General features: G+C 44.7%; 10 protein-coding genes. 5 read left to right on the forward strand and 5 right to left on the reverse strand.

Translation table 11 applies throughout. The annotated features are described in order from the left end of the window. Positions 1-25 precede the first annotated feature (25 nt). Genes ACOJR9_RS01565 through tldD form a run of 3 tightly spaced genes read left to right on the forward strand, consistent with a single transcriptional unit; the run spans position 26 to position 6,267 of the window. A complete protein-coding gene (locus ACOJR9_RS01565; protein WP_420934685.1) occupies positions 26-4,021 on the forward strand; it encodes a YhdP family protein in 3,996 nt (1,331 codons plus the stop codon). Next, entirely contained in the window at positions 4,014-4,832 is an 819-nt protein-coding gene (locus tag ACOJR9_RS01570; RefSeq protein WP_420934686.1) for a carbon-nitrogen hydrolase family protein, read from the forward strand. Before ACOJR9_RS01565 ends, ACOJR9_RS01570 begins: the two co-directional genes overlap by 8 nt. Next, positions 4,825-6,267: a metalloprotease TldD gene (tldD, locus tag ACOJR9_RS01575; RefSeq protein WP_420934687.1), complete on the forward strand. Its 1,443-nt coding sequence runs from the start codon at positions 4,825-4,827 to the stop codon at positions 6,265-6,267. The genes ACOJR9_RS01570 and tldD overlap by 8 nt, the downstream gene beginning before the upstream one ends. A 255-nt stretch (positions 6,268-6,522) precedes the next feature. Here tldD and yjgA read toward each other — a convergent pair whose 3' ends face one another. Continuing rightward, positions 6,523-7,080, reverse strand: coding sequence for a ribosome biogenesis factor YjgA (gene yjgA / locus ACOJR9_RS01580; protein WP_420934688.1), 558 nt, complete (start codon positions 7,078-7,080; stop codon positions 6,523-6,525). Positions 7,081-7,152: 72 nt separating this feature from the next. Between yjgA and pmbA the strand changes: the two genes are divergently transcribed. Continuing rightward, positions 7,153-8,484: a metalloprotease PmbA gene (gene pmbA, locus ACOJR9_RS01585; RefSeq protein ID WP_420934689.1), complete on the forward strand. Its 1,332-nt coding sequence runs from the start codon at positions 7,153-7,155 to the stop codon at positions 8,482-8,484. 41 nt (positions 8,485-8,525) lie between these two features. Here pmbA and ACOJR9_RS01590 read toward each other — a convergent pair whose 3' ends face one another. Then, positions 8,526-9,380, reverse strand: coding sequence for a helix-turn-helix transcriptional regulator (locus tag ACOJR9_RS01590; RefSeq protein WP_420934690.1), 855 nt, complete (start codon positions 9,378-9,380; stop codon positions 8,526-8,528). Between the two features lie 199 nt (positions 9,381-9,579). Between ACOJR9_RS01590 and ACOJR9_RS01595 the strand changes: the two genes are divergently transcribed. Beyond that, positions 9,580-12,762 carry a beta-galactosidase gene (locus ACOJR9_RS01595; RefSeq protein ID WP_420934691.1) on the forward strand — a complete coding sequence of 1,061 codons (3,183 nt, stop codon included), beginning with the start codon at positions 9,580-9,582 and terminating at the stop codon, positions 12,760-12,762. A 226-nt stretch (positions 12,763-12,988) separates the two neighbouring features. Here the strand turns inward: ACOJR9_RS01595 and arcA are convergent, their stop codons facing one another. The 3 genes from arcA to glgA form a co-directional block, all read right to left on the reverse strand. Next, positions 12,989-13,696: a two-component system response regulator ArcA gene (gene arcA / locus ACOJR9_RS01600; RefSeq protein ID WP_420934692.1), complete on the reverse strand. Its 708-nt coding sequence runs from the start codon at positions 13,694-13,696 to the stop codon at positions 12,989-12,991. A 157-nt stretch (positions 13,697-13,853) separates the two neighbouring features. Then, positions 13,854-15,509 carry a sensor histidine kinase gene (locus ACOJR9_RS01605; RefSeq protein ID WP_420934693.1) on the reverse strand — a complete coding sequence of 552 codons (1,656 nt, stop codon included), beginning with the start codon at positions 15,507-15,509 and terminating at the stop codon, positions 13,854-13,856. Between the two features lie 104 nt (positions 15,510-15,613). Continuing rightward, a complete protein-coding gene (glgA, locus tag ACOJR9_RS01610; protein WP_420934694.1) occupies positions 15,614-17,038 on the reverse strand; it encodes a glycogen synthase GlgA in 1,425 nt (474 codons plus the stop codon). Positions 17,039-17,125: the final 87 nt, after the last annotated feature.

Genomic DNA, 17,125 nt, shown 5'->3' on the forward strand with positions numbered 1-17,125 from the left:
GCTTTAACGTTAAGAAAGGCATAGTGTGACAAAATTTTCGTCGGCAGCTTCGTACTTATTGAAGAAGTTTTGGTTGCTGCTCGCCGTATTACTTGTTCTTTTTGCTCTGGTATTAAGTGCTGCAAGGTATGCCTTGCCTCACATTGAGCACAACAAGCATTTGCTAGAAGATTATATCAACGAGCAGTACGGGGTAAATTTATCTATTGATACGATCCATGCGGTCTGGGAGCGCAGTGGGCCTAGCATTGTGCTTAATACAGTCTCTTTAGCAAGAGACGATGCATCTCCTGTAGAACTCAATATTCGACAAATTTACGTAGAGCTAGATTTCTGGCAGTCGCTACGTCAACGGCTTATCTCTTCCCCTCGGTTTGAATTGCGCGGGTTACATCTGGATATCGATGCTGACCGCGTTTCTGGTGATAGCAAAAATAAATTCCCGGTCATTAACGCGTTAGAGCGTCTTTTTCTAGAACAACTGCAAAGCTTCTCTTTAGAAGAAGGCAAAATATCATTAACGCGAAATGGCGATACCAATAGTTTTAATATCGATAGCTTGTCTTGGAATAACCGTGGAGAGCGTCACCAAGGGTTAGGGCGCATGAAAGTAGACGGGGTATCTGCAAACTCTGCGTCTTTTATCATTGATATAAATGGCCATAAGGATGAGTTTGATGGGGTTTTTTACGCCAAAGCGGAAGACTTAGACATATCGCCGTGGGTAAGTGATTTAATTAAAACTAAACGTCCTTTGGCGCAAAGTAGAGCGAACTTAGAAGTATGGGCAAACTTTTCTGAAACCGCGATAGGCTCCGTTCAAGCTGAACTGAATAACAGTTTGTTCCAATGGGGAAATGAAAGGGTTAAAACCGTAACAGGTATCACGGGGGGGAGCTTACAAGCCTTGCCTTCAAGGGATGGCTGGAATGTTCGAGTTGACCAATTAAAACTTAACTCAAGTAGCGCTACGTTAACAACAGACGTTATTGGCCATGTATCAAATAATGGTAGTGCAGTTTTTAACACCGTTAAGCCCGTTGAAATAAATCCCTTTTTACTATTGCTACCGCTGTTTCTTGATGACACCAATGAAGACGAAATACGGGCACTTGATCCCAAAGGTGAATTAGCCACGCTACAAGTACAATGGCAAAATGGTGCTCCTGCGTTAGCGGCTAAAGTGTTAGATTTAACATGGACAAAGACAACCTCTATCCCAGGGCTTTCATCATTAGATGCTGACTTTTTTTGGTACAAACACAATGGGGCCGTATTTTTAGAGTCAAATGACAGTACGCTCTCTAGCCAAGGCATTATCAAAAAAGACATATACGTTAATAAAATCGCCGCTGACATTTACGTAAATCCTCTTTATGAAGAGTCTTCTTCTGAAGATGCTGATATCGAAAGTGCTGCTGATGAAGGCGCTGGGGCTGCCACTGCGAAGAAACGCGCTGTATCGGCCCGTCAGTGGGCGCTTAAGGGTGAAAATATTGTTGTAGATACCGACAGCGTGTCGTTTACGTCAGCGTTTAGCCTCAATACATCTACAAGCCACATGTCGCTGTTTGCTGATATCGAACCCTTGTCTTTAAGTACTGTTAGCGAACTGTTCCCATCCCCGCTAATGAGCAATAATTTAGATGAATATTTAACACGAGCGTTTACTGGCAGAGGCAGTATCGATAAAGCGCGAATTTTATGGTTTGGAAAAACGAAAGATTTTCCTTTTACCGAAGGACAAGGCGTATTCCAAGCTTACGTGGATATTAAAGACAGTGACTTCTTGTTTTCATCGAAATGGCCTGCGTTAAACGAACTCGACCTTTCTCTACGCTTTGAGAATGACGGTCTCTTTATGTCAACCTCTTCTGCCAAGCTTGCCGATGTGCGAATTGGCGATATGACGGCGAGTATTCCAAAGTTCAAACCCGGCTCAATTCTTACAATCGATGCGAAGGGCGAGGGCACAGGTAAGGGGCTCACCCAACTCATGATGGCGTCGTCTATTCAAGATTCTCTGGGCAAAGTATTGAACCAAGATGTTCAGATTTCAGGGCCTCTATCTGCCGATATCCATTTACATATTCCACTTGATGGCGAGCAGGTAAGAGCAACAGGTACCGCGGCGCTATCCAAGAACACCATATATATTCCAACAACGAAAATGCGCTTTGAAAAGGCAAGCGGCGACATTACATTTGATAATGGCAATATTAGCGGGACAGATTTATCGGCTCAGTTTTTGAATCAAATGGTATCTATCGACCTTCGCGGCGTTCAAGAGGAAGACTATTCATTAAATGTACAATTAGCGGGCCGGTGGCATGTTCACCCTCTTGTCAATTATGTAAACACAGAACTTACCGACTACATTGATGGTGAAACTCAATGGCAAACTTCGGTAGATTTAACCTTGGCCAAAGATAGCTTTTCTTACGCCGCTGAATTAACCGCTGACTTAACCGCGACACAAAGTATATTGCCTGCGCCTTTTAACACTCTGGCGGGTACAAGCTTGCCACTGTATATTAAAAGCTCAGGAGATCGCCAAGCGTCAAATGTAGTCGCAACACTTGGTAACGATATTCGATTCACTGGCACATTACCTCATCAAGAGATGCAGTTTTCACGTGCTCACTTAGTGCTAGGCGAGAGTGATATTGCGAATATAGGTACTGGGTTTAGTATTGCGGCGAACTTGGAAAGAGCTAACGTTGCAGAGTGGTTTACCACTGTGTCCATGCTGACATCAGGAGGACAAAAAAACAGAAATGGTAAAAATAATGACAGCACTTATAACAATACTGGCAAAAACGGCACCGCTAAAGGCAATATTTTCGGCACCCCCTCTAGAATATTTGCAAAAACTGCGGAGCTGACCTTTGCTGGTCATACCATAAAAAATGTGCAGATGAATGCACAAGAGCGAAACGAGGATTGGTTGCTCGATATCGGTTCTGCTGCTGCGCGAGGAAGCGTTCGCGTGAATGGAGATTTAGCGCAGCAAGGTATTGAGATAAACGCTGATTACCTCAATTTACCTAAGCCTAGTGATAGTATGAAGGAAACAAAGAGCGATCCTTTCGAACTCGATCCACGCTCGCTTCCGCCAATGTACTTCTACTGTGAAAGTTGTGTATTTCATGGCATTGACTTAGGTAAAGTCACGGTTGATATAGCAAAAACAAATAACGGACTGCAGGCACGCCAGCTGATGATTCGTTCGGCCGAAACGGAAGTTACCGCTACGGGGTTTTGGCATTTCCTGAACGGTGCAGTTGAAACAAGTATCGAAGGAAGTCTCATATCCCCTGACGTGGGGCAAATGTTGAAAGAGTTCGACATAGAGTCGGGCATTAAAGACTCTGAAGCCAACGTGGCATTTAATTTCAGCTGGCAAAATTCGCCCATGGATTTCCAACTTGGAAAATTGCAGGGCGACGTTGAATGGTCATTATCTGACGGCTATTTAACTGAATTAAGCGACCAAGGCTCCCGTATTTTCACGCTCTTTAGTTTAAATTCATTGGTAAGAAAATTGAGTTTAGATTTCAGAGATGTATTTGCGAAGGGGTTCTTTTACGATGAAATGGGCGGTACGCTGAACATTGTTGATGGCAAAGCCTATACCGACGATACGTTAATTGACGGCGGCGCAGGGGAAATTGAAATTATCGGTCTAACTGACCTTGGTACCGGTGGGCTGAATTATAATGTATCGTTCGCGCCAAACGTTACCGGAAATCTACCGTTCTTAGTATACTTTTTGGCAACGCCGCCTACCGCATTAGCCGCGATTGCTATCGACCAGGTGCTTACGTCAGCAAAAGTGATTTCAAATGTGAATTACCGCGTGACGGGCACTATTGATGAGCCAAAGTTTGACGAGGTAGACCGCAACAGCAAAGATATAAGTTTGCCTGCGCAAAATGTGCCTATAGAAAAAGACCCGCTAGATAGGCCGCTAACACAAGACGATGTGCGCCGAATCAAAATGGAGGTGATTGATGGTTAACTTAGTTGCACTGCAAATGACATCTACGCCAGATGTAAATGAAAATTTGGCTGCGGTGTCAAAGGCCATGTCAGAGTCGGACATTACGCCGAACAGCCTCGTTGTGCTACCAGAATGCTTTGCGTGTTTTGGCGGTAAAGACAAAGGGCAGTTGTCTGTAGCAGAAGCAAAAGGGCAGGGGCCAATACAAGGGCATCTGTCTGCGCTAGCCATACGCTATCAATGCTACATAGTGTCTGGTACTTTTCCGGTTAAAACAGCCAATCCAGACCAGTTCTCTGCCGCATGTATGTTGTTTGGGCCCGACGGAGCGCTGCTCGCTGATTATCGCAAAATACATATGTTTGATGTATCGGTAAACGACGCTACAGGCAGCTACAAAGAATCGCGCTTTACAGAAGCGGGAAGCGAGGTGGTGACGGTAAACACACCAATTGGCAACATCGGCCTTGCGGTATGTTATGATATTCGCTTTCCAGGTTTATTTACTGCAATGGCGGATATCGACATATTGGTATTGCCAGCGGCATTTACGCAAAAAACCGGTGAAGCCCACTGGCACGCCTTATTAAAAGCGCGTGCGATTGAAAAACAGTGCTTTGTCATTGCCGCAGGCCAAGTGGGGGTGCACGCCAACGGGCGTGAAACCTACGGCCACAGCATAGTGTTATCTCCATGGGGAGAAACAGTAGCAGAGCGTGCTGCAGGCAAGGGTGTGTTAAAAGCCAGTGTAGATATCGCAGAACGAGAAACCATTAAACACAACATGCCGGTTGCCGAACATAACCGATTCAGGAGTCACTTTGTCTAAATCTGTAGAGCGTCATTTATTATCAGACTCAGGGCTTGATATTACCAAGCTTGAGAGTGCATTAGCGACAATCCATCGCCATGACACTGACTACGCCGATTTGTATTTCCAGTCTAGCCAGCATGAAAGCTGGGTGTTAGAAGACGGTATTATCAAGGAAGGTAGTTACAATATTGAGCGCGGTGTAGGTGTGCGTGCAATCAGTGGTGAAAAAACTGGCTTCGCGTATTCTGACGAAATCAGTGAAGACGCGCTAATGAAAGCGTGCAAAGCAGCGCGCGGTATTGCACCTAGCGGCGGTACTCAGCGAGTGGCGGCGTTAGGAGAAAAGCCTCATACATCTCGCTATAGTGAGAATAATCCCATTCTGGCTATGCAAGATGCTGAGAAAATATCGTTACTTAGGTCGGTAGATGCCTACATTCGCCAACAAGAGCCATCGGTTAATCAGGTGGTGGTCAGTATCAGTGGTGTATATGAAGAAATATTAGTGGCCGGAAGTGACGGCACACTGGCTACCGATATTCGCCCGTTAGTTCGTCTTAACTGCTCTGTATTGCTTGAAAATGGCGATCGTCGTGAGCGTGGCTCTTCGGGGGCGGGGGGGCGTTACGCCTATGCTTTTTTCCAATCAGATGAAAATGGCAAGCCGCTTTACGAAAACTTAGCTGATGAAGCACTTCATATGGCCCGCGTTAACATGCAGGCTGTGGCAGCGCCAGCAGGTGCTATGCCGGTAGTACTCGGAAATGGCTGGCCAGGTGTGCTGCTTCACGAAGCCGTGGGGCACGGTTTAGAGGGTGACTTTAACCGCAAAGGTGCGTCAACATTTAGCGGTCGCATTGGCGAGCGCGTGGCGGCGAAGGGCGTAACGGTTGTTGATGATGGCACGTTAAGCGACCGCCGAGGTTCATTGTCGGTAGACGATGAAGGCACAGCAACACAGCATAACGTACTTATTGAAGACGGCATTTTAAAAGGCTACATGCAAGACAAGCACAATGCTAAGTTAATGGGCGTAGCGCCTACAGGCAATGGTCGCAGAGAGTCTTATGCACACTTGCCCATGCCGCGAATGACAAACACTTACATGCTAGAAGGCCAGCACGATCCACAGGAGATTATTGCATCTATCGAAAGAGGCATTTACGCGCCTAACTTTGCCGGTGGTCAGGTAGACATTACGTCGGGTAAATTTGTATTCTCAAGTGCCGAAGCTTATCTCATTGAGAATGGCAAGATTACAGCGCCTGTGAAGGGGGCAACCCTTATTGGCAATGGGCCAGAGGTCATGCAGAAAATCTCAATGATTGGCAACGATGTCGCCTTAGACAAGGGCATTGGTGTATGTGGCAAAGACGGACAAAGCGTGCCGGTGGGCGTTGGCCAACCTACGCTTAAAATTGACGAGCTTACTGTTGGCGGTACGGCGTAGTTTTTTACGTAAAAACAGCATCGTCGCACAATATAAGCGTATTATCACAAAAAGGCTGATGACTGAGAGGTTATCAGCCTTTTGTATCTATCTCTGCGGTTTCTCTGGTGGGTAATATCGCCTTCTTTACGCTTGCAGTAGACCGCAACTGCAAACTAGGAGCTCTCGTCAAAAGCGCAAAGCTGAGTGCGCTTACCTAAAGCCATTAAACTGTGCCTGTTAGCGGCGAGCTACCAGCTCATTGAATCAACCATGTTAGCTGTCTTGGACAGTGTCTTTGATATATTGAAAAAGCTCTCTAAATGCTTTTGGCGGCGCATTTTTCTCTCTTTCTTTTTTGACCTGGCGACTGAATTGACGCAGCTTTTGTCTATCGAACGCTGGATAGTGTTCAATCAGGCGCTGAATAGCTGGGTCGCCTTCTTCAATAACCGACTCTCTCGCTTTTTCGAGTTTATGAAAGGCCGCATTACTTGCCTGATGTTGATTGGCTATTTTCGATAGCGCCTCTTCAATATCATGGGTGTCGCGCTGACGAAGTAGCTTACCAATAAACTGCAATTGTCTGCGGTAGCCATCCTTCTTCTTATTAACACTACGGGCTATAGCGACGGCATCTGCTAATTCTTCATCCATTGGGATGGTGGCCACATGGGCTTCGGTCAACCCTACAATCGTTTCGCCAAGCTTCTGATGCTCCTTTGCCTGACGTTTTAATTCCGTTTTACTAACGAAATCTTCGTCTGCAGGCGAGGTTGCTTTAGCACCTTCAAAGTCAGGATCTTGTGGAGAATTGTGTTTCTGATCACTCATTTCAAACTCATTAGTGTTACACTTTAGTCAAATTGTAACTATCACAGTCGAATATAGACAGCGAAACTTACTATGCAAATTGAGCAACAGTTATCAGAAATTCAGAATATCGTTGATGATGTACTGAAAATGGCCTTATCAAAAGGCGCAACACAAGCCGAAGCAAGCATGTCTAAGGTGCAGGGTATTGCTGTATCTTCGCGTATGCAAGAAGTTGAAAACGTTGAGTTTACCAACGATGGCGGACTAGGTATTAGCGTTTATGTTGGTAAGCGCAAAGGCAGTGCGTCTACTGCTGATTTAAGTAAAGCAGCGCTCACGTTGGCTGTTGAAAAAGCGGTGGATATTGCGCGCTATACCAGTGAAGATCCGTGCACCGGACTTGCCGATGCAGAGCTTATCGCTACTGAATTCCCAGATTTAGACTTATATCACCCTCAAGAGCTAGATACAGAAAAAGCCATAAAGACCACTATTGAAACTGAAGCGGCGGCGATGAGTTACGACCCTCGCATTACCAATTCAGACGGTGCGTCGTATAACGCTAACTTAGGTATGCGCGTTTACGGTAACACCCACGGTATAAATGCTGGCTATCCGAGCAGCCGTTACAGTTTAAGCTGTATGGTGATTGGCTCTCAGAATAATGAAATGCAGCGTGATTATGCCTATACCGTTGACCGCCAAGCACCGCTACTTAAATCTGCAGCCTTTGTAGGCCAAGAGGCTGCTAAGGCTACTGTGGACCGTTTAGGTGCTCGCAAAATCAATACGGCTAACGTGCCGGTATTATTTCATAAAGATCTCGCCTCGAGCTTATTTGGTCATTATGTTGGCGCCATCAGTGGGGGAAGTCTGTACAGACGCTCGTCATTTTTACTCGACAGTTTAGACAAGCAGGTATTTCCTGAGTGGATGAATATTGAAGAGAAGCCGCTTATTAAGTCAGGGCTAGCTAGTTCAAGCTTTGATAACGAAGGTGTATCGTGCCGCGATATGACCATTGTTGATGGCGGTCGTTTAGCCACATACCTATATACCACCTATTCGGCGCGCAAACTCAATACCGTGTCTAATGGTCATGCCGGCGGCATACACAACTGGATTGTTGGTGATACGGGGCACAGTGATGCCGACTTGCTAAAAGAAATGGGCACAGGGCTATTTGTCACAGAGCTTATGGGGCAAGGCGTCAATATTGTTACCGGTGATTACTCACGGGGTGCTGCGGGTTTTTGGGTAGAAAATGGTATTATCCAATACCCAGTTCATGAAATTACCATTGCGGGCGATTTACGTGACATGTTCAAAAATATCGTGGCCATTGGTAAAGACAAAGACGTACGCGGCAGTGTTCAAACCGGCTCGGTGCTGGTTAATCAAATGAAGATTGCTGGCAACTAGTTTTTGTCTGAAGTGCTAGCCTGTTTTTTAGCCTGAATTAGCTAGTCACATCTAGCCTCGCGAAATTCGCGAGGCGGTTTCCCCACCGACTTTTTAAATCGCTTAGAAAATGTAAACACATTTGCATAGCCCACATAATGGGCAATATATGAAATAGGCCACTGTGTTTTTAACAGCAGGTTTCGCGCCCGCTGCATGCGCAAATAAATGACCTGCTGCATGGGACTTCTCTTAAAGTACTTAAGACACAAGCGATGCAAATGAGGCGCAGAGTAATGTGCTTTTTTACTTAAGCTCTCAACGCTCCACTGAAATTGCAGTTGATTCTCAACCGCCGCAAATAAAGACTGAAGCCTAACGGCGTGCCTGTCATTACTCTCATTTTCAGTATTTTCTTGGTCATTATGGCTTATCACGTGCCGCAAGTGGCGGCCTATAATTTGTATGGCAGATTCACGGTTCCTGTTATTTTGCTCTAAATACAATAACTCCATAGCGTGATGTAAGGCCGCTAAGTTTATATTGTTAACAATGGTTGGGGTGTGCTTAGAAAGTCCGTTCCACTGTTCTGTGTCTGATAGGTTTAGCCAAATAATATCCCATTTCTTACTGGTAATACTCACTTCAAAGCTTTGATAGGCAGGCAGCGTGATAAGCTGACCACTAGATAAGCTAAACGAACCATGTGGAGTGCGAAAGCACCCTTCGCCGGAGAGAGAGTAAAAGAGCGTATGATTGGGCGGTGTTACCCTGCCAACCACGTATTCCCCCGATAAGTTAGAGCATCCCGCGAGTTCTATGTCTAAATTCGTTATTTCAGGCGCATTACTACTATCAATAAAACGCTCGAAGCATTGTTGGCCTATGTTAATGATATCTGAAAACGATGACTGCATTTGTTCTGCACTATTTTTGGGTTGGTCTGCGGCTAGCGGTATCGCTGTAAGTTACCACATTTATAAATGTTAGCTTTATAAATTGTAGCTTCTCAAATGATAGTTTTGGATAAAAGTTAGAGAGGTTTAAGCATAAAGTAATCAGCGCATTTTCGCTATATTGAAATGTATAAAATAGGTTTTCACACAGGAGCCATGCATGGCTGATATCGAACAGATTATTTCACAGAAAGATTGGCAAAATCCCCTCGTGTATCAACGTAATCGAGTCAGTGCCCATGCGCCTCACAACGGCTTTGTCACTGAGGACGATGCAGTTCGTAATTGCAATGCCAGCAAAGTGAGCCTAAACGGCAAGTGGATGTTTCGTTTGTACCCTTCACCTGAGGCAGTCAGCGATGAGTTAATCGCGCAAACGCTTACGGAGCAAGAGGCCAAACAGTGGCAACCCATCACTGTGCCTTCAAACTGGCAAATGGAAGGCTTCGATAAGCCTATTTACTGCAATGTGAAGTACCCCTTTGACGTCAATCCTCCTGTTGTGCCAACGGATAACCCTACAGGATGTTACCGCACTGTCTTTACCGTTACTGAAAGCAGTCGTTTAAAACGCCATCACATTGTGTTTGAGGGGGTGAATAGTGCATTTCATTTGTGGTGTAACGGCAATTACGTTGGCTACTCACAAGACAGCCGCTTACCTGCTGAATTTGATTTATCTGCATTGCTTGTAGTGGGCGAAAACCGTTTATCTGTGATGGTGATCAGGTGGTCAGACGGTAGCTATTTAGAAGATCAGGACATGTGGTGGCTAAGCGGTATCTTTCGAGATGTTAATTTAGTTACAAAGCCTCAGCATCATATTCAAGATGTGTTTGTTACGCCCACGCTAGATTCATGTTACCGCGATGGTGCACTGTCTGTTCGCACGTCAATTAACGCACCAGCAAACTATCAGGTTGGCATTCAGCTATTTGATAACGCACGTGCCGTTACAGAGCGAGTTGTTGCAGCGACGAACAATAAGCGCATTGACGAAAAAGGGGGGTGGGATGATGTGGTGTTCCAGAATTTAGAGGTAAAAGAGCCCAAGCACTGGACCGCGGAAACGCCTTACTTATATCGGATTGTGGTGTCGCTTATTGATGAACGTGGGCAGGTGGTAGACAGAGAAGCGTATCATGTTGGGTTTCGCAGTGTGGAAATGAAGGCTGGGCAGCTATGCGTGAATGGAAAACCCATACTTATTCGAGGGGTTAACCGGCATGAGCATCATGAAACGAAAGGCCATGCTATAAACGAACACGATATGATTGAAGATATTTTGCTACTTAAGCAAAATAACTTTAATGCCGTTCGTACCGCACATTATCCTAATCATCCACGATGGTATGAACTGTGTGACCAATATGGTTTATATGTTGTTGATGAAGCTAATATTGAAACCCACGGCATGTTTCCCATGGGGCGCCTATCTCGCGACCCATTGTGGACGGGCGCGTACATGGCCCGCTTCACACAAATGGTGGAGCGTGATAAAAACCACCCTTCTATTATTATTTGGTCGCTGGGGAACGAGTGTGGCCACGGTCCAACGCACGATGCCATGTACGGTTGGGCGAAATCTTTTGACCCATCTCGGCCTGTTCAGTATGAAGGTGGAGGGGCAAACACCACCGCAACGGATATTGTGGCCCCAATGTATTCTCGTGTTGATACTGATGTTCTCGATGATGCAGTGCCAAAGTGGGCTATTAAAAAATGGCTGTCTATGCCAAACGAGACAAGGCCGGTTATTTTGTGTGAGTACGCCCATGCAATGGGAAACAGCTTGGGAAGCTTTGATGAGTACTGGAAAGCATTTAAAGCCTATCCTCGTTTGCAAGGGGGCTTTATTTGGGACTGGGTTGACCAGGGTCTAAAAAAACATACCGACAGTGGTATGCCTTATTGGGCGTATGGCGGCGATTTCGGTGATACGTACAACGACAGGCAGTTTTGTATTAATGGCCTCTTATTTCCTGACAGAACGCCTCACCCAGCGTTATTTGAAGCAAAATATTGTCAACAACACCTCAGTTTTGAATTATCGGATAAAGTCGGTAGTGAAGGAAAAGTGTATACACTTTCTATTTCTAGCGATTATGTATTTAGAACGACGGACAACGAATTATTGCAATGGAGCATATTAGAAGACGGTGAATGTATTGCGTCTGGTGAGCAACGTCTTACGATAAAACCTCAGCAGACCGATACCCTTGAAATTGTGCCGAATATCGCGCACAAGCCCGGTGTTAAATACCACTTAAATGTAGACGTTGTTACCGCCGAGGATTGTCAATGGGCGAAGGCCGGTCATGTGCTTGATACCGAACAGCTACCCATCAAAAATACGGCGGGTATCACACCGTTTACCTTGACTTCTATGCAAGAGAGTCACAACGCATCCTTGGAAGTGGAGCTAACAACAAGCGATAGTTTGTTAACTATTACCATTGGAAGTAATGACATTTGCTTTAATAGTGAAAGCGGTCTGCTTACCTCTTGGTTAGTTAATGGTAGCGAAACAATGAGCGCACCATTAGAAGATAACTTTTTCCGAGCGCCTCTTGATAATGATATTGGTGTTAGCGAAGTGGATAACCCTGATCCCAACGCTTGGGAATCTCGTTGGCGGCGAGCTGGCATTGGTGAGTGGGTACGCAAGTGCACTGGGGTAGAAATACAGCAGGGCACCAACGATGTGCGTGTTATATCGCTCTTTGAGTATAATTTTGATGGTGTTACCACCGCTGCAACAAAGTGGGCGTATACTCTGAATTCTGACGCTGCGTTATCTATTGACATTGAAGTTGTTTTATCAGACAGCCTACCACCTCTTCCTCGTATTGGTGTGCAGTTTGCCGTACCAAGACAGTCTTTTGTTGAGGATAATAACGATAGCCACGGTGAAAGCAGTACTTGCGAAAGCGAATTCGAAGAGCCCGAAAAGGTGACATGGAAAGGGCTGGGACCATTTGAAAACTATCCAGACAGGCAAGCCGCTGCGAGATTCGGTCTGCATCAACTCACAATGAAAGACATGCACACCGATTATATCTTTCCAACTGATAACGGTTTGCGAAGTCATTGCTCCATGTTACGGATTGGTGATGTCACTGTATCGGGTGATTTTCATTTCTCTGTAAGTGAATATGGGCAGCTGCAATTAGACACTGCAAAGCATACTTGCGACCTTAGTTCATACGACTGTATTTTCGTATATATCGACCATGCTCATATGGGGGTAGGCGGGGACGATTCATGGAGTCCAAGTACGCATAAAGAGTTTCTGCTAGAGAAAAAGCGATATTCATATTCAGTCACGATAACAGCCAATTAACAGAGGCAATAAGTGGCTGACGGAGGCAAGAGATTCAGGAAGAAAAGCGATTTATGCAGATAAGAGGCAACATAAGGCAAAAGGCTAGGGAAGATAAAAGTTAATGAGTCAACCGAACGCCAAGATGAGCCTAGAAGTAGAAAGCCGCTACATGTGATAGCGGCTTTCTGGTTAATCAGATTGGTAACAACGTACATTTCTGATTGCCCTATAGGTGTAGTGGCGATTAGCCATCTACCTGCCCACAAAAGCGATAACCCTCTCCGTGAATAGTCACAATGAGTTCCTCTTCAGATGGATGTGATTCGAAGTGCTTGCGGATACGTCTAATAGTCACATCTACTGTGCGGTCATTAGGGCGTAATTCGCGACCGGTCATTTCCATTATAAGCTGCTCGCGAGTAAGGATTTTTCCAGGATTGCTTAGGAATAAATGCAGCGCACGGAACTCACTGCGAGGAAGACGGAACTCTTTACTGGTAGGCGAAATAAGCGAGCGGCTGTCGCCGTCTAATACCCAACCATTGAAGTTAACGCGGCTTGGTAGGTCATCATCTTCAGCAGAGTTTGTTGTTCTAGACAACAAATTACGCGCTCTTATGGTTAGCTCTCTTGGGTTAAATGGCTTAGTGAGATAATCATCTGCACCAATTTCTAACCCGAGAATACGATCTACATCGTTGTCTCGACCTGTAAGGAAAATTAACCCTACATTTTTACGGTCGCGCACTTCACGCGCTAATATAAGGCCATTTTTACCTGGTAGGTTGATATCCATAATGACCAAATTGATTGCGTGGTTCTCGAAGAAATCATGCATTTGGTTGCCGTTTTCAGCTTCAAATACATTGTACCCTTCCGCTTCAAATAAACTTTTTAGCGTGGTGCGGGTTACCACTTCATCTTCAACAATTAACACATTTGGCGTTTGCATGGTGTTTTACACTCTTTCAAAAATATGGTTTAAGCAACTAACTGGTTAAAGTTTAATATTCATACACTTATTTGCAAGTAACTTATGAATATTGCTACTGTTAGGATTTTGGGGTTAGCCAACAAATTTCAACAAAAGTTCATACTTTATACAGTGACTACACATTCTTTGCATTAGAAACGGGGAATATAATAACAAATTCCACTCCGTCACCTTCTTCGCTCGTTAAAGTAATAGAGCCAAGCAGTGCTTGTGTCACTAAGTTGTAAACGAGATGCATTCCTAGACCCGAGCCACCTTGTCCACGCTTCGTTGTTACGAAGGGATCGAAGATACGCTTACGGATTTCAGGCGGTATGCCTTTTCCATCATCGGAATACACTAATTTTAATTTGTCGTTACTAACTAATTCAGCACAAATATTTATTGTGCCTGTTTCCATGAATTCGAATCCATGGATAACGGAATTCATTATTAGATTAATCAATATTTGATTAATTGGGCCAGCCTTGGTTTCAACGCTTAAGGTAGGGTCGCATTTCACGTTGATGTTGTGTTTTAATTTTTTGAGCCTAGGCTGTAACGATAATAGTATCTCATTAACTAGCTGTTCAACGCAAAAACTTCGGCTATTTTCTGAAGATTGATCTACCGCTACCTGTTTAAAGCTGGATATGAGCTCAGCAGCGCGGTTTAAATTGCGATAAATGATATTCAAGTTCTCATTGCTTTCATCAATAAAGCGTTTCATTGCGCTGGCTTTCAACGTCTTGTCTTCGAAGCCTTGCTGAATAACAGCTAATCGGTCTAACATCATGGTTGACGCAGTCACCCCTAAACCAATTGGTGTGTTAACCTCGTGTGCAACACCTGCTACCATATCGCCGAGCGACGCCATTTTTTCATTCTGTACTATTTGTCTTTGAAACTGATGCAGCTTTTCTAACGTTTGTATGAGCTCGCGATTGGCGTCTTTAAGCGCTGTTGTTCGCTCATTAACCATTTCTTCTAAACTTGAATTGAGCTTGCGATGGCGCTCTTCAGCTTGTTGTTGCATTTGCATGTACTCTTGCATTCGATAAAGCATAACGTTAATCGCATCAGCTAACGTGTCTAACTCTTGTATGTTTGAGCCCTTCGCGCGAGATGAATAATCTCGGTGCCGTGAAGTTTGCTGAAGAAAGTAAGTTAATGACCGAATTGGACTCGAAATGCCTAGTTGCATTTTAAATGCGGTGTAAAAAGCAATGATCAGCAGTGTGACAATCGCTGCAAGATGGATAAATAGGGCCCGTTGTGTAAGGTTATTAAACTCACTTGTAGAAAGTCTCAGATATACCCAGCCCAAGTGTATTCCGGTTTCTGCATCAAACGACTTTGCACTTACTTCCAGATAATCTCCGGTATCGGCAATGGTAGGTTTTACCAGCAGTGCCTCCAATTGGGCTTCTTTACCTCCGGTCATGAGTTGACCCACTTTATTGTACGAGGCAAATATTTGCGGTACCTCTACATCAGCCTGCTGACGGTTCTTTTTTCGATAAACATGAGCGTTAAGTACATGGGGGGCTGCGACGAGGTGGCCTAACTCTGTTGCTATGCCTTCGTCTTTATTATTGAAGATGTATTGGGCTGAAGCTCGGGCGACAAAATCAGACAGCATCAAGGCGTTGTTGTTAAGTTCACTCCGATAATTATCTATTTGTATGTACAAAGACAAACAAGAAAGTATAGCAAGCGATACAGTGACGACAGACATCACAGTCCACAAAAATACGTTGCGTATAGAAAGCTTGCTCGCTTTGTCTGCCATGTCCGTTTATTTTCAACCCACTTGCTATGCCGTTTTAATATTGGCGCATATGTTGGCAAAAAGAAAGGTAAGTACACACAATAGTCTATGTGTTACTCAGCGTACTAATTCCACATACTCCGGTATAGTTTTTGGTAGTTTTGCGCCGCAGTGTGCCACGTAAATCGCGTTTTCATTCCTCGAATCTGCATAGCCCTAAAAGCGTCCTTATCTTCATAGAAAGCCAGTAATGCTCTGCGAATGCAAGAAAGCAACGCGGCAGGCGATGGTTCATCAAACACGAAGCCAGTGCGTAGGCTGTTGTCGCCAGTATCTACAACAGTGTCTTTCAACCCACCTACTGAGCGCACAATGGGTATAGTGCCGTACGCAAGGCTGTACATCTGATTTAAGCCGCAAGGCTCAAATTGAGACGGCATTAAAAAGAAGTCTGCACCAGCTTCAACCAAATGAGCATGCTCTGAACTGAAACCATTGATAAACGCAAACTGAGTAGGATGCTGCTGGGCAAACTCGCCCAAGTCCATACACACCTTTGGATCGCCCGTGCCTACAATGACCATTTGAATGTTGTGCGCAACCAGGTCGTCGAGAATAGGGAGTATATAACTGAAGCCTTTTTGTTCAGTGAGTCGACACACCATGCCAATAAGAGGAACGTCGACATTCTCTGGTAAATCAGATTTTTGTTGAAGCACTTTTTTACAGGTTTGTTTAGCGTGTAATTTATCAACCGTATAGTTTTCTGGAAGAAATGTATCTGTCTCGGGGTTCCATTGGGTGTAGTCACACCCATTTAATATACCGCTTAAATCATTTTTGCGCTTAACCAATCGCTCATGGAGTCCGTGACTGCCTAAGTCAGTGAGTAGCTCGGTAGCATAGTTAGGACTTACAGTAGTTACCTTTGTTGCAAATTCAATCCCGCTCTGAAGCATATTGATGTATCCGCCATGAACCTGATTACCAATATCAGGATGATGACGTAAAAATGGGATAGCATCTAGCTTATGCACGCCCTGAAACGCAGCATTATGAATAGTAAAAACAGTTTTTGTGTTACTGAAATAGTCAGTTTTTTCATTTGACAGTAAAAACGGAAGCATTGCCGTGTGCCAGTCATGGCAATGAATAACTTGGGGCTTAAGCGAAAGGACTTTTAGCGCATGCAGCACCGCGCCGCTGAAAAAACTGAATCGCTCACCATTGTCGCTGAAGGCGTCGTATGCGTCAGAATAAAGACCGTCGCGCATGAAAAAGTCTGGGGCGTCGATAAAGTAAATCGGTATGCCGTTCCACTGAAGATGCTTCAACTTAAAATGGTACACTTTACCTTCGGTGAAAAGAGTGTGTACTTCCTCATTTTCAGGTAAATCTAATTGTTCTTTAAGCGTCTTATAATAAGGCATAACAATATAAATGGTTTCATTCAGCGCTTGCAATGCCAAGGGGAGTGCTTTACCTACGTCAGCGAGGCCGCCCGTTTTTACGAATTCTTCTACTTCCGAGATAGCAAATACAATGTCCACGGGTTATCCCTTTTTAAATCACCACTAAAGTGTCAACGGTTACGTATAAGCAAATATACATCGCTTCGTTTAACTAACAAGCTAACA

The sequence above is a fragment of the Alteromonas ulvae genome (assembly GCF_048987005.1).
Classification (GTDB): domain Bacteria; phylum Pseudomonadota; class Gammaproteobacteria; order Enterobacterales; family Alteromonadaceae; genus Alteromonas.